Raw genomic sequence first — 15,743 nt, 5'->3', positions numbered from 1 at the left:
ATCGCCGCCGTCAGGGTCGTCTTGCCATGGTCCACGTGGCCGATGGTGCCCACGTTCACGTGCGGCTTGGTCCGCTCAAACTTGCCTTTTGCCATTTTTTTCGACTCCGAAAAAAGTAACGATCACTACCCGAAACTGGTGCCCATGGCGGGAATCGGACCCGCGACCTCTCCCTTACCAAGGGAGTGCTCTACCACTGAGCCACATGGGCGAAATTCTTTTCGCTGCGCCGAAATCGATGATGCTGCTGGAGCGGGAGACGGGAATCGAACCCGCGTCATTAGCTTGGAAGGCTAAGGTTCTACCATTGAACTACTCCCGCCTCGGGGTGTTTCAACGGCATCCCAGCACGTCCGACCCAGGCGCCACGCAACTCATCTATTCGACCCTTTCGCCGGGCTTCCTGCCTCATGCGGGAAGCCTGGTGGAGGAGGTTGGATTCGAACCAACGTAGGCGTAAGCCAACAGATTTACAGTCTGCCCCCTTTAGCCACTCGGGCACCCCTCCGGCGAGCCCGCGACTATAGCATGGTTCGCACGCGCCAGCGGGCCCGCGTCCCACGCCGCCGCTGGGGAAACGGTGGCTAGAACACGCCCTGCACGCCGTGGCGGCCCAGCCATTCCCGCGCGCGCGCGAAGTGGCCGCAGCCGAGGAAGGGCACGGGCGGGCGGCGCGCCGACAGCGGCGAGGGGTGGTTGGCCTGCAGGATGAGCACTTCGCGCCCGTGCGCGGCCGCGGTCGCCTCGATCAGCGGCGCCTTGGCCTGCGCGTGGGCGCCCCACAGCAGGTAGACGCAGGGCGAGGCCGTCGCGGCGACGAGCGCCACCAGCTGGTCGGTGAGCGCCTCCCAGCCTTTCTTCGCATGGCTGGCCGGTCGGCCCTCCTCCACGGTCAGGCAGGTGTTGAGCAGCAGCACGCCGTTGCGCGCCCATTCCACCAGCGAGCCGCTGTCCGGCCGGCAGCCCAGCTCCGCGAAGATGTTCCTCAGCGAAGGCGGGTGCCGGACGCCGTCGGCCACGGAAAAGGCCAGGCCTTCGGCCTGCCCGGCGCCGTGGTACGGATCCTGGCCCAGCACGACGGCGTGCACCGATGCGAGCGGCGTCAGCTCCAGCGCCCGCAGCGGCCGTGGCGGGAAGATGACGGCGCCGTCGGCGAGCCGCTCGCGCAGGAACGCCGCCAGCCGCTGCCCCGGGGCGCTGGCCAGGAAGGCGTCGACCGTGGGTTGCCAGCCGGGCGCCAGGGGCCAGCGCTCCGGCGCCCACTCCTGCAGTCGCTCGGCCACCTCAGGCGCCGAACAGCTCGGCCAGCGCTTCGCCCGGTTCGGGCGCGCGCATGAAGGCCTCGCCGACCAGGAAGGCATGCACGCCCGCGGCGCGCATGCGCCGCACGTCCTCGCGCTTCAGGATGCCGGACTCGGTGACCAGGAGCCGGTCGGCCGGCACCTCCGGCAGCATGCCCAGCGTGGTGTCCAGGCTCACCTCGAAACTGCGCAGGTTGCGGTTGTTCACGCCGACCAGCTTCGTCTTCAGCTTCAGGGCCCGCTGCAGTTCCTCGCGGTCGTGCACCTCGACCAGCACCGCCATGCCCAGGCTGCGCGCGATCCCTTCCAGCTCCGCCATCTGGCCGTCGGCCAGGCAGGCGGCGATCAGCAGGATGCAGTCGGCGCCCATCGCCCGCGCTTCGTAGACCTGGTAGGCGTCCACCATGAAGTCCTTGCGCAGCACCGGCAGGTCGCAGGACGCGCGCGCCTGCTTCAGGAAGTCGGGGCTGCCCTGGAAGAACTGCCGGTCGGTCAGGACCGACAGGCAGGCGGCGCCGTGCTCGGCGTAGCTCTGCGCGATGTCGGCGGGAATGAAGTCCTCGCGCAGCACGCCCTTGCTGGGGCTGGCCTTCTTCACCTCGGCGATCACCGCGGCCTGACCCGCCGCGACCTTGGCGCGCAGCGCGCCCTCGAAGTCGCGCGTGAGCACGCGGCTGAGCGCGTCCTCGCGCACCGCCTCCAGCGGTTTCTTCTTCTTCGCGGCCGCGACTTCCTCGCGCTTGACCGCGACGATCTTCTCCAGGATGTCCGCCATGTCAGCCCGCCAGCGACTTCGAGACCTGCACCAGCTGTTCCAGCTTGGCGCGCGCGGCGCCGGACTCGAGCGCGGCCCGCGCCTGGGCGATGCCCTGCGGGATGTCGGCGGCGACGTTGGCGGCGTAGAGCGCGGCGCCCGCGTTCAACACCACGATGTCGCGGGCAGCGCCGGGCTGGTTGTCCAGCACCTGGCGCATCAGCGCCAGCGACTCCTGGGGCGTCTCGACCTTGAGGGCGCGGTTGCTCGCCATCGGCAGGCCGAAGTCCTCCGGATGGATCTCGTACTCGCGGATCTCGCCGTTCTTCAGCTCGCCCACCATCGTGGCCGCGCCCAGGCTGACCTCGTCCATGCCGTCGCGCCCGTAGACGACCAGCGCGTGCTCGGCGCCCAGGCGCTGCAGCGCCCGCACCTGGATGCCGACCAGGTCGGGGTGGAACACGCCCATCAGGATGTTGGGCGCACCGGCCGGATTGGTGAGCGGGCCCAGGATGTTGAAGATCGTGCGCACGCCCAGCTCCTTGCGCACCGGCGCCACGTTCTTCATCGCCGGGTGGTGGTTGGGCGCGAACATGAAGCCGATGCCCGTTTCCTGGATGCAGCGGGCGATGGCGTCCGGGCCCAGGTTGATGTTCAGGCCCATGGCCTCCAGCACGTCGGCGCTGCCGCTCTTGCTGGAGACGCTGCGGCCCCCGTGCTTGCTGACCTTGGCGCCGGCGGCGGCCACGACGAACATCGAGCAGGTGGAGATGTTGAAGGTGTGCGAGCCGTCGCCGCCGGTGCCCACGATGTCGACCAGGTTGGTCTTGTCGGCGACGTGCACCTTGGTCGAGAACTCGCGCATCACCTGCGCGGCGGCGGTGATCTCGCCGATCGTTTCCTTCTTGACGCGCAGGCCGGTGATGAGGGCGGCCATCATGACGGGCGACAGCTCGCCGCTCATGATCAGCCGCACGATCTTGAGCATCTCGTCGTGGAAGATCTCGCGGTGTTCGATCGTGCGCTGCAGCGCTTCCTGGGGCGTGATGGACATGAGGGCTCCTTATCGGGTCGGTGGGTCGGTCAGGGCGAGCTTGAGCCCGAACCCCAAGAACATGGCGCCGGCGAGCCGGTCCAGCCAGTGCATCGCGCGCTGCAGCGCGGCGCGCCGCGCCATCCAGGCCGCGGCCAGCGCCCATGCCGAATTGACGGCGATGCTGTTGATGTTGAAGAGCGTGCCGAGGAGCACGAAGGCCAGCGCCTTGTGCGGGGCATCGGGCGCGATGAACTGCGGCACGAAGGCGAGGAAGAAGATGGCGACCTTGGGGTTCAGCACGTTGGTGAGGAAGCCGCCGCGGAAGACGGCCGCGAGGGTAGGCGCGTTGTCGCAGGCGGGCGGTGCGCCGCCAGGCGAACCCCAGCTCTCCCCCCGCCCCCTCGCGAACAGCAGCCGCACCCCCACCCACACGAGGTAAGCGGCCCCCGCCCACTTCAGCACCGTGAACGCCGTCGCCGACGCCGCCAGCAGCGCGCTGACCCCCAGCGCCGCCGCGAACACGTGGACGAAGCAGCCGGCGGTGATGCCCAGCCCCGCGACCACCCCGGCCCGCGCGCCGGAGCGCAGCGCGTTGCTGGCGATATAGAGCACGTCCGGCCCCGGCGTCAGGTTCAGCAGGAGCCCCGCCGCGACGAACAGGAGCAGGTGCTGCAGGTCGGGCATGGTCGCCTCAGGCGCGGAAGTACGAGCGGATCGCCGCCACGGCGCGGTCCACGCCTTCGGCATCCACGTCGAGGTGCGTCACGAAGCGCAGGCGGTACAGGCCGGTGGCCAGGATGCCCTGCTGCTTCAGGTGCTCGAGCAGCCCGGCCGAACGCTCGCGCGCCGGCCCGTGCAGGTCCACGAACAGGATGTTGGTCTGCGGCGGCTCGCACGCCAGGCCTGGAATGCCTTCCAGCCCGGCGGCAAGGCGCTGCGCCAGCGCGTGGTCCTCCGCCAGCCGTTCGACCTGGTGTTCGAGCGCGTAGCTCGCGGCCGCGGCCAGCACGCCGGCCTGGCGCATCGCGCCGCCGGCCATCTTGCGGATGCGGCGCGCGCGCGCGATGAAGTCCTTCGAGCCGCAGAGGGTGGAGCCGACCGGCGCACCGAGCCCCTTGCTGAAGCAGACCGACACGCTGTCGAACAGGCCGGCGATGCGCCGGGCCTCGCTGCGCGCGTCGCTGCCCTGCTGCGTCGCCTGCGCCACCGCGGCGTTGAACAGGCGGGCGCCGTCCAGGTGCGCGGCCAGGCCCTTGCGGCGCGCGAGCGCCGTCGCCTCCTGCAGGTAGGCGAAGGGCAGCACCTTGCCGCCCAGGGTGTTCTCCAGCGCCAGCAGGCGCGTGCGGGCGAAGTGCGGATCGTCCGGCTTGACAGCGGCCTCGATGGCCGCGAGCGCCAGGGTCCCGTCGGCCTGGTGGTCCAGCGGCTGGGGCTGCACGCTGCCGAACACGGCGGCGCCGCCGCCTTCCCAGCGGTAGCAGTGCTGCAGCTGGCCGACGATGTATTCGTCGCCCCGCTGGCAGTGCGAGAGCACGCCGCACAGGTTGCTCTGGGTGCCGGTGGGCACGAACAGGGCCGCGTCGAACCCGAGCAGCGCCGCGATCTGTTCCTGCAGCGTGTTGACGCTGGGATCGTCGCCGAACACGTCGTCGCCCAGCGGCGCGGCCGCCATCGCGGCGCGCATGCCGGGCGTGGGTTGCGTGACGGTGTCGCTGCGCAGGTCGACGGGCTTCATGCTCTCTGCTCCAGGAAGTTCTTGAGCATGGCGTGGCCGTGCTCGGTGAGGATGGACTCCGGGTGGAACTGCACCCCTTGGATCGGCAGTTCCCTGTGCCGCACGCCCATGATCTCACCGTCGTCCGTCCATGCCGTCAAGGCCAGCTCGCGCGGGCAGGTCGCCCGCTCGATGGCGAGCGAGTGGTAGCGGTTGACGGTGAACTTCTCCGGCAGGTCCGCGAACACGCCCTCGCGGGTCGTCGTGATCTCGCTGGTCTTGCCGTGCATCAACTGCTGCGCCCGCACGATGGTGCCGCCGAAGGCCGCGCCGACGGACTGGTGCCCGAGGCACACGCCCAGGATCGGCAGCTTCCCGGCGAAATGCCGTATCGCCTCCACCGAAATCCCCGCCTCCGCCGGCGAACACGGCCCGGGCGAAATCACCAGCCGATCCGGCCGCCGGGCGGCAATGCCTTCGACCGTGATCTCGTCGTTGCGGAACACTTCCACTTCTGCGCCCAGCTCGCCGAAGTACTGCACCAGGTTGAATGTGAAGCTGTCGTAGTTGTCGACCATCAGGAGTTTCATACGTCGATGCTCCGATGAAAGGGTTGGTGCGCCACGACGGAGAACGCAGAGGACGCAAAGGTTGCGCAGAGAACGCAGAGAAGATCGTTCATAGCTTGTTCACCAGGCGACTGACGTTTTTCGAGACCGGAAACTCACGGAAATTCACCAGCAGCCCCAGCTTGAGGCCGCTCAGGCGCAGATACGACAGCACCTGTGCGCGATGGACGTCCGTAGTCTCTTCAATCGCCTTTACCTCCACGATGACGGCACGCTCGACGATGAAATCCGCCCGGTACGCGACACCCAGAGTCTTTCCCTTGTACATGCCACTGATGGCTACTTCCTGCTCGAAGTGGAGCCCGCGCTGGGCGAATTCGATCGCGAGCGCGGCGCAGTAGGCGCTCTCCAGCAAACCGGTGCCAAGGACGCGCTGCACTTCGACGGCAGCCCCGATGATCTCGCGCGAGAAATCGTTTTCCAGGGGGCTGTTCTTCTGCGTCCTCTGCGTAACCTCTGCGCCCTCTGCGTTCTCACTCTCGGCGTTCTGACTCCCGGCGTTCATTCCAGCCCCTCCTCCACCAGCTCAGACGCCCGAAGAAGCGCCCGCGCCTTGGCTTCGGTTTCCTTCCATTCCATTTCCGGGATCGAATCCGCCACCACGCCGGCCGCGGCCTGCACGTGCAACGTCTGGTCCTTGATGATGCCGGTGCGGATCGCGATGGCCACGTCCATGTCGCCCGCGTAGCTCAGGTAGCCGCAGGCGCCGCCGTAGATGCCGCGCTTGTTCGGTTCCAGCTGGTCGATCACTTCCATCGCGTGCACCTTGGGCGCGCCGGTCAGCGTGCCGGCGGGGAAGGTCGCCTTCAGCACGTCCATGCTGGTCATGCCGTCCTTCAGCAGACCCTCGACGTTGCTCACGATGTGCATCACGTGGCTGTAGCGCTCCACCGCGAAGGCCTCGGTGACCTTCACTGAGCCCACCTTCGCGATGCGGCCGATGTCGTTGCGGGCCAGGTCGATCAGCATCACGTGCTCGGCGCGCTCCTTGGCGTCGTTCACGAGTTCCTGCTCCACCGCCTTGTCCACCTCCGGCGTCGCGCCGCGCGGGCGCGTGCCGGCCAGCGGGCGGATGGTGACCTTCTGGCCTTCCGGGGTCTGCTCCTGCCGCACCAGGATCTCCGGCGAGGCGCCGACCACGTGGAAGTCGCTGCCGGATTCCGTGGCCCCCGTGAAGTTGTAGAAGTACATGTAGGGGCTCGGGTTCAGCGAACGCAGCGCCCGGTACAGCGACAGCGGCGATTCGGTGTAGCGCTTCTTGATGCGCTGGCCCACCTGCACCTGCATGAAGTCGCCCGCGGCGATCAGCTCCTTGGCCCGCTCCACCGCCTGGATGTAGTCCGCCTTGGCGAACTCGCGCTCGGCCGGGAAACCCTCGCTCTGGCGCAGCACGGGCGCGCTGACGGAGTACTTCAGCTGCTCCTTCAGCTCGCGCAGCCGCCGCTTGCCGCTGGCGTAGGCCTCCGGCTTGCCCGGGTCCACGTAGACGATCAGGTAGAGCTTGCCCGACAGGTTGTCGATGACGGCCAGCTCCTCGCACTGCAGCAGCAGGATGTCCGGACAGCCCAGCGTGTCGGGCGGGCAGGTCTTCTCCAGCTTCTTCTCGATGTAGCGCACCGTGTCGTAGCCGAAGTAGCCGGCCAAGCCGCCGCAGAAGCGCGGCAGCCCCGGGCGCAGCGCCACCTTGAAGCGCTTCTGGTAGTCGGCGATGAACTCCAGAGGGTTGCCGCCGGCCGTCTGCACCACCTGGCCGTCGGTGACGACCTCGGTGCGGGCGTCGGCGCCGAAGCCGCTGGCCCGCAGCAGCGTGCGCGCCGGCAGGCCGATGAAGCTGTAGCGGCCGAAGCGCTCGCCGCCCACGACCGACTCCAGCAGGAAGCTCAGCTTGCCGCCGCCCTTGGCGTGGGCCAGCTTCAGGTACAGGGACAGGGGGGTCTCGAGGTCCGCGAAGGCTTCGGCCATCAGCGGAATGCGGTTGTAGCCCTGCAGCGCAAGGCTTTTGAATTCCAGTTCGGTGATCAAGGGTGAGCCTCCACAAGCTCGGCGGCCGCGCGGCCGCAGGATCTGGACGGTGCCTCCGGGGAGGAGGCGCGGGGCACGGGCTGCCCCGTGCGGATCAGGTGCGCACTTGGACAGGCTTGCGCCAGGGCCAGGCTCCCCGGTCCTTGCAACCTGCGTTCGTCGTGCGGTGGATCGACATGGAGCGCAGTGTAGCAAAGGCGCCTGCGCGCACCACGCCGGTGTCGCGCAGACGACACCGCCAGGCTTGCCCAGCTCGGCTGCAAATTGCGACAATTTGTAAAACAATGTCGATGGAGGGTCCCATGCACTTCCCACGCCACGCGCGCGCCGCCCTGCTGGCGGCGTGCTGTGTCCTTCCGCTGGCGGCGCTGGCGGACGTCACGGTGTCCGGCGTCCGCTACGAGGACAGCGCCGTGGTTTCCGGCCATCGCCTGCTGCTCAACGGCGCGGGCACCCGCTACAAGGGTCCCTTCAAGGTCTACACGGCCGGCCTGTACCTCGCGCGCAAGTCCAAGGCGCCGGAGGACATCCTCGCCCAGCCGGGCGGCAAGCGCATCTCGGTCACGGCGCTGCGCAACATCGATGCCGGCGAGCTGGGCAAGCTGATGATCCGCGGCGTGGAGGACAACATGGACCGCTCCGCGATGTCCAAGCTGATTCCGGGCCTGATGCGCATGAGCCAGCTGTTCAGCGAGCGCAAGAAGCTGGCCGAAGGCGAGAGCTTCACCATCGACTGGGTGCCCGGCACGGGCGCGATCGTCCGCGTGGCCGGGGTGCAGCAGGGCGAGCCCTTCAAGGAGCAGGAGTTCTTCAACGCCCTGCTGCGCATCTGGATCGGCCCGGTCCCGGCCGACTGGAAGCTGAAGGACAGCCTCCTCGGACAGGCGTCCTAGGACTCCGCGGCCGGGGCCAGCAGCCCCGCCACGTCCGCCAGCGAATCGACGTAGCCATCCGCGCCCACCGCGCGCACCGGCTCGCCGTGGTTGTAGCCGTAGGTGACCAGCACCACCGGGCAGCCGGCCGCGCGCGCCGCCTGCGCGTCGTTGCGCGAGTCGCCCAGCACCAGCGTCTGCGCGGGCGCCGTGCCGAGCGCCGCGCAGGCCTTTTGCAGCGGCAGCGGGTCGGGCTTCTTGCGCTCGAAGGCGTCGCCGCCGAACACCACGTCGAAGAAGCCGGCCAGTCCCTTCGCCTGCAGCAGGGCCCGCGCGAACTCGCCCGGCTTGTTGGTGACGCAGGCCAGGTGCAGGCCGGCGGCGTGCAGTTGCCGCAGGCCCTCGGCGGCGCCGGGATAGACCTCGGCGCTGCGCCCGTTCACCTCGCGGTAGGCAGCCTGGTAGGCGTCGAAGGCACGTTCGAAGAGATGCGCGGGCGCGCCCACGTGCGCGAGCGCCGCGCGGACCAGGTGTTCCGATCCCTTGCCGACGAACTCGGCCACCCGGGCGCGCGGGATCGCCGGCAACCCGAGGCCGGCCAGCATGCGGTCCAGCGCGGCGCTGAAGTCGCCGAGGGTGTCGATGAGGGTGCCGTCGAGGTCGACGATGGCCGCGCGCAGCGGCTGCGGGAAGGCTGGCATGCCCCGAGGATAGCGACCGCGCGGAAACGAAAAAGCCAGGGCACGGGCCCTGGCTTGATTCGAGGGGAGCGTTTCAGCGGCCGCGGCGGCTGCTGCTTCCCTCGAAGTTGTCGCGGTCGGCCGGCACGCGCAGCCAGTCCACCCGCGCGTTGCGGGCGCTGCGCAGCGCGGTGCTGCGGGGCGCCGGCGCCGTCTCGATCGGCCCGCTGCGCACATAACCCACCACCTCGCGCTGGCGCTCCGGGTCCATGGACGCGAAAGCGCGGCCGGAATGCCATTGCGGGCCGCGGATGTCCTGGTTGCTGGATGCCATGGGCGTCGTCTCCTGGGGCGTGGTGGGTCCGGCCGCACTGCGCGGCCATGGAGCCATTGAGCCCGCCGCCGCGCACCGGCGCAGTCGGTGCACCTGACATCGCGTCGTAGGATTTGTCCGACGCGCCGGCGGCGCCTCGCCGCTCAGGCAGGCGCCTGCTCGACGACGCCGCGGCCCCAGTGCCTGTGCCTGGCCAGCGCGGCGATGAAGTCCTGGGCCATCTGCAGGCGCGTCGTCGGCTCGTTGGTCCCGATCACGACCCCGGCCGGCGGATCCGCGTCGGCGGGCGCCAGCCCGGCGGAGCGCAGCAGCTCGACCGACTCGCCGATCAGGCACAGCGGCTTGCAGTGCCGGTAGGCGTCCAGCACGAAGCGCACGGCTTCGCCGCACTTCATCAGCGCCTGCGCGCTGGCGGCCCCGGCGGGGACCAGCACGGCGTCGAACATCACCGAGGGCATGGTCGCGAAGGTGTGGTCCACCGGGACCTGCTGGCCGGAGGAGGAAGCCACGAAGCCCAGGTGGGCCGCGACGACCTTGGTCAGCGCGCCGGCGTCCAGCAGCGCCTGCTGGACCACCTTGAAGGCGCCCAGCTCCACGCCCGGCGCCATGACGATCGCCACCCGCCGCGTCTGGATGCCGTTGCCGTTGCCTTCCATGCTCAGCGATGGCGCGCTGTCCAGCAGCGGCCGCGTGCGCGGCTCGCGGAAGCCGGCCTGGCCGGCGGCCGAGCGCGCGTCCGGCGGGCCGATGCCCAGGGGCTCGGCCACCTTGCGCGCGAGCCGCGCGTCGACGTGCGCCAGGTTGTCGACGACGCGCTGGCGGATCGCCGGCGTCTCGACCTTCGAGAGTTCGTACTGGAAGGCCGCGGTGATGTGCTCCTTCTCCCAGGCGCTCTGGCTGTTCCAGAACAGCGTGGCCTGGCTGAAGTGGTCGTCGAAGCTGGGGCTGCGCTTGCGCAGCCGGGGCGAGTCCAGCGGCTCCTCGAGCGTCTGGAAGCCCTGCTCGCCGCCGTCGACCCGGAACTCCGAACCGTTGCCCAGCGTGTTCGGCTCGTAGGAGACGCGTCCGCGCGCGATGCCCGTGCGGTGGCGGCCATCGCGCTGGAAGTTGTGCACCGGGCAGACGCCGCGGTTGATCGGCAGCTCCGCGTGGTTCGGTCCGCCCAGGCGCGCCAGGTGCGCGTCGGTGTACGAGAACAGGCGGCCCTGCAGCAGCGGATCGTTGCTGAAGTCGATGCCCGGCACGACGTGCCCCGGGTGGAAGGCCACCTGCTCGGTCTCGGCGAAGAAGTTCTCGGGATTGCGGTTCAGCACCAGCCGGCCGACCGGAACGATGGGCACGATCTCCTCCGGGACCAGCTTGGTCGGGTCCAGCAGTTCGATGCCCAGCTTGTCCGCGCGGTCCTCGTCGATGATCTGCAACCCGAGCTCCCACTCGGGGTGGTCGCCCCGCTCGATCGCCTCCCACAGGTCGCGGCGCAGGAAGTCGGGATCGCGGCCGGCGATCTCCTGCGCCTCGTCCCAGGCGAGCGCATGGCGGCCGAGCTTGGCGCGCCACTGGAAGCGCACGAAGTGCGAGGCGCCGCGCGCGTTGACCAGGCGGAAGGTGTGCACGCCGAAGCCGTCCATCATGCGGTAGCTGCGCGGCAGCGCGCGGTCCGACATCAGCCACATCAGGGCATGCGCCGTCTCGGGCATCAGCGACACGAAGTCCCAGAAGGTGTCGTGCGCGCTGGAGGCCTGCGGCATGCCGTGGTGCGGCTCGGGCTTCAGCGCGTGCACCAGGTCCGGCAGCTTCATCGCGTCCTGCACGAAGAACACCGGCAGGCTGCTGCCCACCAGGTCGTAGTTGCCTTCGCGGGTGTAGAACTTGACGGCGAAGCCGCGCACGTCGCGCACGGTGTCGGCCGAGCCCTGCGCGCCGATCATGTTGGAGAAGCGCACGAACACCGGCGTGCGGCTGCCCACCTCCTGCAGGAAGTCGGCGCGGGTGTACTCCACCAGCGGCCGCGTGAGCTCGAAGTAGCCGTGGGCGGCGGCGCCGCGCGCGAACATCACGCGCTCGGGGATGCGCTCGTGGTCGAAGTGGCTGAGCTTCTCGCGCAGCACGAAGTCCTGCAGCAGCGTCGGCCCGCGCGGGCCGGCCTTCAGCGAGTTGTGGTTGTCGGGGAGCACCACCCCCTGTCCGGTGGTGAGCAGGTTCTCCGGCGCCTGCGTGAACGATTCCAGTTGCTTCTGTCGCTGGGCGACGGCGTCGCCCGCCTTGGCCTTGCGCGAGCCCTCCGTGCGGGAAGAGGCCATCGTGATTGCACTCCTGTTCTCTGGCCGTTGCGTGATGCGTTGCGGTCCCGCATTGGACCAAGCCTCAGCCGCAGCAACCGTAGCCCTTGGGCCGGCGAGTTTGTGCGGGGAAACCGGCATCGCCCGTAGGAGCACTCCCACAGGCGACGCGCGCGCGGCCGCGTCCTACCACCGCGGCGCGCCGCAACGCGCAGCATCGGCGGAACAGGAGAGCACACATGGGCGACATGAAGGAACAGCGCCATCCGGTGCCGCGGCCCTCTCGGGGCAACACGGTGACGGCGCAGGGCGAGAACCAGGCGCCGAAGGCGCAGGAGCCCTACGAGCGCGACGAATCGGCGGCGAGCCAGTCGGCCGACAACCCCAGCATGGAACGCATCGGCAAGATCGCCCACGACGCGCAGGCGAACGGGCAGGAGGACACGACCAAGGGCCAGGAGCTCGACGCCACCTACCAGAAGGTGCGCGCCGCGAGCACGCCCGCGCCGCGCGGCAAGCCGGAGCGCGGCCCGCGCGAAGGCTAGCCGCGCAGCTTCGCGCGCATCGTGTCGATGACGGCGCGGTAGTCCTTCTGGCCGAAGATCGCGCTGCCGGCGACGAAGGTATCGGCGCCGGCCGCCGCCACGCGGGCGATGTTGTCGGCCTTGATGCCGCCGTCCACTTCCAGCCGGATGTCGCGCCCGCTCGCGTCGATGCGCTTGCGGGCCTGCTCGATCTTGCGCAGCGCGGAGTCGATGAAGCCCTGGCCGCCGAAGCCGGGGTTCACGCTCATCACGAGCACGAGGTCGATGTCGTCGATCACCCAGTCCAGCACGTCCAGCGGCGCCGCGGGATTGAAGGTCAGTCCCGCCTGGCAACCCGCCGCCTTGATCGCCTGGATGCTGCGGTGCACGTGGGTGGACGCGTCCGGGTGGAAGCTGATCACGTCCGCGCCGGCCTGCGCGAAGGCCTGCGCCAGCGCGTCCACCGGCTGCACCATCAGGTGCACGTCGATCGGCACGGGCGTTCCGTCCGGCTTCTTCGCGTGCGGCTTCAGCGCCGAACAGATCATGGGCCCGAAGGTCAGGTTGGGCACGTAGTGGTTGTCCATCACGTCGAAATGGATCCAGTCGGCGCCGGCCGCGATCACGTCGCGCACCTCCTCCCCGAGCCGGGCGAAGTCGGCGGAAAGGATGGACGGGGCGATGCGGAAGGTGCGCGTGCTCATGCCCCGATTGTCGCAAACGCGCCGGTGCCCGCCCCGGGGGTTTAGCATTCGGCCCCATGCCCCGCCATGCCTTCCAGGTGGAAGTCGTCCCGCAGTTCCTGCCCGAGCAGTCCGCTCCGGTGCAGGGCGTGTGGAGCTTCGCCTATACGATCACCATCCGCAACACCGGCGAGGTGCCGGCGCAGCTCGTCTCGCGCCACTGGATCATCACCAACGAGCTCGGCCAGGTGGAGGAGGTCAAGGGCCTGGGCGTGGTGGGCCAGCAGCCGCTGCTGAAACCCGGCGAGGCCTTCGAGTACACCAGCGGCTGCCGGCTGCGCACCGCCAGCGGCACCATGCGCGGCAGCTATTTCTGCGTCGCCGAGGACGGCGAACGCTTCGAGGTCGACATCCCCGAGTTCGTGCTCGACGACGGCAGCCGCCGGGTCCTGCACTGACCGGATGGGAGGAGTTTCCGCGTGAATGAAGTGACGGCGTTCTGGGCCGAGTGGGTCAAGCCCTCGGCCGGCCTGCCCACCGTGCAGTGGTCGCTGCTGCTGGCGCTGGCCGCCGCGGCCGGCCACCTGCTGCAGCGCTACAGCGGCCTGCCCAAGGTGGTGGGCTATTCCATCGTCGGCACCATCGCCGGCCTGGCCGGCTTCTCGGGCGCGGCCTGGCCGCTGCAGGGCGTGGCCCTGTTCCTGCTGGAGCTGGGCGTGTCGGTGGTGCTGTTCGAATCGGGCGGGCGCATCGCGCTGCGCTGGTTCCGGCACAACCCCATGGTGCTGGTGCAGAGCCTGCTGGAATCGGTGCTGACCGCGGTGGTCGTCTACTACGTTCTGCGGTGGCTGGACGTGCGCGCCAGCGTCGCCGAGGGCATCGCGCTGGTCGCGATGGCCGCTTCGCCGGCGGTGCTGAGCCGCGTGGTGATGGACACGCGCTCGGCGGGACCGGTGACCGAGCGGGCGCTGGTGCTGTCGACGCTGAACACCTTCTATGCCCTCACGCTGGTGAGCGCCCGCGCCGGCACGCTGCACGGCGAGAACACGGCGCTGTTCGACGCGCTCTACCCGGTCGCGGTGGTGCTGGGTGTTTCCTTCGTCGTGGGCGCGCTGCTGGCGCTGGCCCTGCGCACGGCGCTGCGCTTCATGAGCCCGGCGAGCGAGAACACCTCGATCCTGCTGATCACGCTGATCGCCGCCGGCACCGCGCTGGCCGCGCACTTCGGCGGCTCGGCGCCGCTCGCGGCCCTGATCGGCGGGCTCATGCTCAAGCAGCTGCACCCGCGCCCCTGGGCGTGGACGCGCCAGCTGGGCACGGCGGCCTCGCTGCTGACCATGCTGATGTTCGTGCTGGTCTCGGTGGTGGCGGCCAAGGCGGCCTGGAATCCCTCGGTCGCCGGGCTGGTGGCGGCGCTGGTGGTCACCCGGCTGCTGTGCAAGATCGCCGGCGTGTCGATCGCCAACTGGGGCAGCGGCACGAGCTGGCGCCAGGCCTTCTGGACCGGCTGCGCGATGTCGCCGATGTCGTCGATCGCGCTGCTGCTGGTCTCGCAGTTCGTCAGCTCCTCGGCGACGCTGGGGCCGCGCATCGCCAGCATCGCGCTGCCGGCGATCCTGATGATGGAGATCCTGGGCGCGATCATCGCCACCTTCGCGATGTACCGGGCCGGCGAGAGCGTGAAGCCCTGGGAGCCGCGCCCCGCGGCGCTCGCGGCGGGAGAAGGCCGTGGATAGCCGCGTCGAACCCGCCATGGTGCATTCGGTGCCGCCGTCGGAGCCGCCGCAGCTGGAGCCCTTCCACGAATCGGCGGCGCTGTCGCTGGGGGTGGAGCTCGAGCTGCAGCTGGTCAACACGCACGACTACGACCTCGCTCCCTACTCCGACGAGATGCTGCGCCTGATGGCGAAGATCCCGCTGCCGGGCTCGGTGGTGCCGGAGATGACGTCCAGCATGATCGAGATCTCCACGGGCGTGTGCCACTCCTCCAGCGAGGTGCTGGGGCAGCTCACGCAGATCCGCGACGCGCTGGTGCGCTGCGCCGACAAGCTCAACATCGCCTGCGTCGGCGGCGGCACGCACCCGTTCCAGCAGTGGCACGAGCAGCGGATCTACGACCGTCCGCGCTTCCGCCAGCTCTCCGAGCTGTACGGCTACCTGTCCAAGCAGTTCACCATCTTCGGCCAGCACGTGCACATCGGCTGCCCGGACGCCGACGCCGCGCTGCTGATGCTGCACCGGATGTCGCGCTACATCCCGCACTTCATCGCGCTGTCGGCCAGCTCGCCCTTCGTGCAGGGGCAGGACACGCAGTTCGACTCGGCGCGCCTGAACTCCGTGTTCGCGTTCCCGATGTCGGGCCGCGCGCCCTTCACGCTGCGATGGGACGAGTTCGCGCACTTCTTCGCCAAGACCACCCGCACCGGCGTGGTCAAGAGCATGAAGGACTTCTACTGGGACATCCGGCCCAAGCCGGAGTACGGCACGATCGAGATCCGCGTCTTCGACACGCCGCTCACGGTGGAGCGCGCCGCCGCGCTGTCCGGTTTCGTGCAGTCGCTGGGGGCCTGGTTCCTGAACGAGCAGCCCTTCGTGCCCCAGGAAGACGACTACATGGTCTACACCTACAACCGCTTCCAGGCCTGCCGCTTCGGCCTGGAGGCGGTGTACGTGGAGCCCGAGACGGGCGAGCACCAGCTGCTGCGCGACCACATCGTGCGCACGCTGGACCGCGTGGAGCCCCATGCGCGCGATCTCGGCGCGGCCGCCGCCATCGACATGCTGCGCCAATGCGCCGACCGCGGCGCCAACGACGCCCGCTGGCTGCGCGAGACGCAGTCGCGCGAGCGCCTGCTGGCCGAGATGGTGCGGCAGGCCGCCGAGCGCTTCCGCGGCCGCGGCGGCCGCGGGTAGGC

At 69.8% G+C, this 15,743-nt stretch carries 18 protein-coding genes and 3 tRNA genes; 5 read left to right on the top strand and 16 right to left on the bottom strand.

All coding sequences use genetic code 11. The annotated features are described in order from the left end of the window. The 12 genes from ACY0MJ_RS19080 to trpE all read right to left on the bottom strand — a co-directional run. On the bottom strand, positions 1-95 hold a 95-nt coding region (locus tag ACY0MJ_RS19080), incomplete at its 3' end, for a GTP-binding protein (RefSeq protein WP_005434227.1). Positions 96-136: 41 nt separating this feature from the next. Beyond that, a tRNA-Thr gene (locus tag ACY0MJ_RS19075) sits at positions 137-211 on the bottom strand. A 37-nt stretch (positions 212-248) separates the two neighbouring features. Then, positions 249-322 (bottom strand) — tRNA-Gly (locus tag ACY0MJ_RS19070). Positions 323-422: 100 nt separating this feature from the next. Further along, positions 423-508, bottom strand: a tRNA-Tyr gene (locus ACY0MJ_RS19065). A 76-nt stretch (positions 509-584) separates the two neighbouring features. Continuing rightward, complete coding sequence (locus ACY0MJ_RS19060) at positions 585-1,283, bottom strand: uracil-DNA glycosylase (protein ID WP_462640121.1); 699 nt, start codon at positions 1,281-1,283, stop codon at positions 585-587. Between the two features lies 1 nt (position 1,284). Next, the gene (gene trpC / locus ACY0MJ_RS19055) at positions 1,285-2,076 is read right to left on the bottom strand and encodes an indole-3-glycerol phosphate synthase TrpC (protein WP_462640120.1); all 792 of its coding nucleotides are present in this window, start codon (positions 2,074-2,076) and stop codon (positions 1,285-1,287) included. 1 nt (position 2,077) lies between these two features. Continuing rightward, on the bottom strand, positions 2,078-3,109 hold the full coding sequence (gene trpD, locus ACY0MJ_RS19050; RefSeq protein ID WP_462640119.1) for an anthranilate phosphoribosyltransferase: 1,032 nt from the start codon (positions 3,107-3,109) through the stop codon (positions 2,078-2,080). A 9-nt stretch (positions 3,110-3,118) separates the two neighbouring features. Continuing rightward, positions 3,119-3,775, bottom strand: coding sequence for a LysE family translocator (locus tag ACY0MJ_RS19045; RefSeq protein ID WP_462640118.1), 657 nt, complete (start codon positions 3,773-3,775; stop codon positions 3,119-3,121). 7 nt (positions 3,776-3,782) lie between these two features. Continuing rightward, complete coding sequence (gene ltaE, locus ACY0MJ_RS19040) at positions 3,783-4,826, bottom strand: low-specificity L-threonine aldolase (RefSeq protein WP_462640117.1); 1,044 nt, start codon at positions 4,824-4,826, stop codon at positions 3,783-3,785. Then, positions 4,823-5,395, bottom strand: coding sequence for an anthranilate synthase component II (locus tag ACY0MJ_RS19035; RefSeq protein ID WP_462640116.1), 573 nt, complete (start codon positions 5,393-5,395; stop codon positions 4,823-4,825). The genes ltaE and ACY0MJ_RS19035 overlap by 4 nt, the downstream gene beginning before the upstream one ends. Positions 5,396-5,483: 88 nt before the next feature. Further along, the gene (locus tag ACY0MJ_RS19030; protein WP_462640115.1) at positions 5,484-5,939 is read right to left on the bottom strand and encodes a GxxExxY protein; all 456 of its coding nucleotides are present in this window, start codon (positions 5,937-5,939) and stop codon (positions 5,484-5,486) included. After that, entirely contained in the window at positions 5,936-7,456 is a 1,521-nt protein-coding gene (trpE, locus tag ACY0MJ_RS19025; protein WP_462640114.1) for an anthranilate synthase component I, read from the bottom strand. Before trpE ends, ACY0MJ_RS19030 begins: the two co-directional genes overlap by 4 nt. Before the next feature lie 302 nt (positions 7,457-7,758). On the opposite strand from trpE, the gene ACY0MJ_RS19020 reads away from it, so the two are divergent. Next, positions 7,759-8,349: a chalcone isomerase family protein gene (locus ACY0MJ_RS19020; protein WP_462640113.1), complete on the top strand. Its 591-nt coding sequence runs from the start codon at positions 7,759-7,761 to the stop codon at positions 8,347-8,349. On the opposite strand, the gene ACY0MJ_RS19015 is transcribed toward ACY0MJ_RS19020, so the two are convergent. The 3 genes from ACY0MJ_RS19015 to ACY0MJ_RS19005 all read right to left on the bottom strand — a co-directional run bounded on the left by ACY0MJ_RS19015 (position 8,346) and on the right by ACY0MJ_RS19005 (position 11,642). Further along, positions 8,346-9,029 (bottom strand): phosphoglycolate phosphatase, encoded by a 684-nt coding sequence (locus ACY0MJ_RS19015; protein ID WP_462640112.1) that lies wholly within the window; start codon positions 9,027-9,029, stop codon positions 8,346-8,348. The two genes, ACY0MJ_RS19020 and ACY0MJ_RS19015, sit on opposite strands and share 4 nt — an antisense overlap. A gap of 73 nt (positions 9,030-9,102) precedes the next feature. Then, the gene (locus ACY0MJ_RS19010; protein ID WP_462640111.1) at positions 9,103-9,342 is read right to left on the bottom strand and encodes a hypothetical protein; all 240 of its coding nucleotides are present in this window, start codon (positions 9,340-9,342) and stop codon (positions 9,103-9,105) included. A gap of 143 nt (positions 9,343-9,485) precedes the next feature. Continuing rightward, a complete protein-coding gene (locus ACY0MJ_RS19005; protein ID WP_462640110.1) occupies positions 9,486-11,642 on the bottom strand; it encodes a catalase in 2,157 nt (718 codons plus the stop codon). 218 nt (positions 11,643-11,860) lie between these two features. Here ACY0MJ_RS19005 and ACY0MJ_RS19000 point away from each other — a divergent pair, with 218 nt between their 5' ends. After that, on the top strand, positions 11,861-12,166 hold the full coding sequence (locus ACY0MJ_RS19000) for a hypothetical protein (protein WP_462640109.1): 306 nt from the start codon (positions 11,861-11,863) through the stop codon (positions 12,164-12,166). On the opposite strand, the gene rpe is transcribed toward ACY0MJ_RS19000, so the two are convergent. Beyond that, positions 12,163-12,849: a ribulose-phosphate 3-epimerase gene (gene rpe, locus ACY0MJ_RS18995; protein ID WP_462640108.1), complete on the bottom strand. Its 687-nt coding sequence runs from the start codon at positions 12,847-12,849 to the stop codon at positions 12,163-12,165. The two genes, ACY0MJ_RS19000 and rpe, sit on opposite strands and share 4 nt — an antisense overlap. A 56-nt stretch (positions 12,850-12,905) precedes the next feature. On the opposite strand from rpe, the gene apaG reads away from it, so the two are divergent. Genes apaG through ACY0MJ_RS18980 form a run of 3 tightly spaced genes read left to right on the top strand, consistent with a single transcriptional unit; the run spans position 12,906 to position 15,741 of the window. After that, positions 12,906-13,286 carry a Co2+/Mg2+ efflux protein ApaG gene (apaG, locus tag ACY0MJ_RS18990; RefSeq protein WP_462640107.1) on the top strand — a complete coding sequence of 127 codons (381 nt, stop codon included), beginning with the start codon at positions 12,906-12,908 and terminating at the stop codon, positions 13,284-13,286. A 21-nt stretch (positions 13,287-13,307) separates the two neighbouring features. Next, positions 13,308-14,564, top strand: coding sequence for a cation:proton antiporter (locus tag ACY0MJ_RS18985; protein WP_462640106.1), 1,257 nt, complete (start codon positions 13,308-13,310; stop codon positions 14,562-14,564). 16 nt (positions 14,565-14,580) lie between these two features. Then, entirely contained in the window at positions 14,581-15,741 is a 1,161-nt protein-coding gene (locus ACY0MJ_RS18980) for a YbdK family carboxylate-amine ligase (RefSeq protein ID WP_462640123.1), read from the top strand. The last annotated feature ends 2 nt before the right edge of the window (positions 15,742-15,743 follow it).

It is taken from the genome of Ramlibacter sp. bp-362, assembly GCF_054956735.1.
The sequence above is the reverse complement of the archived record's forward strand: the minus strand, read 5'-3'. Positions and strand labels throughout refer to the sequence as shown.

Excerpts from the sequence above, each read along its gene's own strand:
- ACY0MJ_RS19000 (WP_462640109.1), top strand. The coding sequence starts at position 11,861 with ATGGGCGACATGAAGGAACAGCGCCATCCGGTGCCGCGGCCCTCTCGG.
- ACY0MJ_RS18980 (WP_462640123.1), top strand. The coding sequence starts at position 14,581 with ATGGTGCATTCGGTGCCGCCGTCGGAGCCGCCGCAGCTGGAGCCCTTC.
- ACY0MJ_RS19015 (WP_462640112.1), bottom strand. The coding sequence starts at position 9,029 with ATGCCAGCCTTCCCGCAGCCGCTGCGCGCGGCCATCGTCGACCTCGAC.
- rpe (WP_462640108.1), bottom strand. The coding sequence starts at position 12,849 with ATGAGCACGCGCACCTTCCGCATCGCCCCGTCCATCCTTTCCGCCGAC.
- ACY0MJ_RS19030 (WP_462640115.1), bottom strand. The coding sequence starts at position 5,939 with ATGAACGCCGGGAGTCAGAACGCCGAGAGTGAGAACGCAGAGGGCGCA.
- trpD (WP_462640119.1), bottom strand. The coding sequence starts at position 3,109 with ATGTCCATCACGCCCCAGGAAGCGCTGCAGCGCACGATCGAACACCGC.
- ACY0MJ_RS19005 (WP_462640110.1), bottom strand. The coding sequence starts at position 11,642 with ATGGCCTCTTCCCGCACGGAGGGCTCGCGCAAGGCCAAGGCGGGCGAC.
- ACY0MJ_RS19045 (WP_462640118.1), bottom strand. The coding sequence starts at position 3,775 with ATGCCCGACCTGCAGCACCTGCTCCTGTTCGTCGCGGCGGGGCTCCTG.
- apaG (WP_462640107.1), top strand. The coding sequence starts at position 12,906 with ATGCCCCGCCATGCCTTCCAGGTGGAAGTCGTCCCGCAGTTCCTGCCC.
- ltaE (WP_462640117.1), bottom strand. The coding sequence starts at position 4,826 with ATGAAGCCCGTCGACCTGCGCAGCGACACCGTCACGCAACCCACGCCC.
- trpC (WP_462640120.1), bottom strand. The coding sequence starts at position 2,076 with ATGGCGGACATCCTGGAGAAGATCGTCGCGGTCAAGCGCGAGGAAGTC.
- ACY0MJ_RS19035 (WP_462640116.1), bottom strand. The coding sequence starts at position 5,395 with ATGAAACTCCTGATGGTCGACAACTACGACAGCTTCACATTCAACCTG.
- ACY0MJ_RS19020 (WP_462640113.1), top strand. The coding sequence starts at position 7,759 with ATGCACTTCCCACGCCACGCGCGCGCCGCCCTGCTGGCGGCGTGCTGT.
- ACY0MJ_RS19010 (WP_462640111.1), bottom strand. The coding sequence starts at position 9,342 with ATGGCATCCAGCAACCAGGACATCCGCGGCCCGCAATGGCATTCCGGC.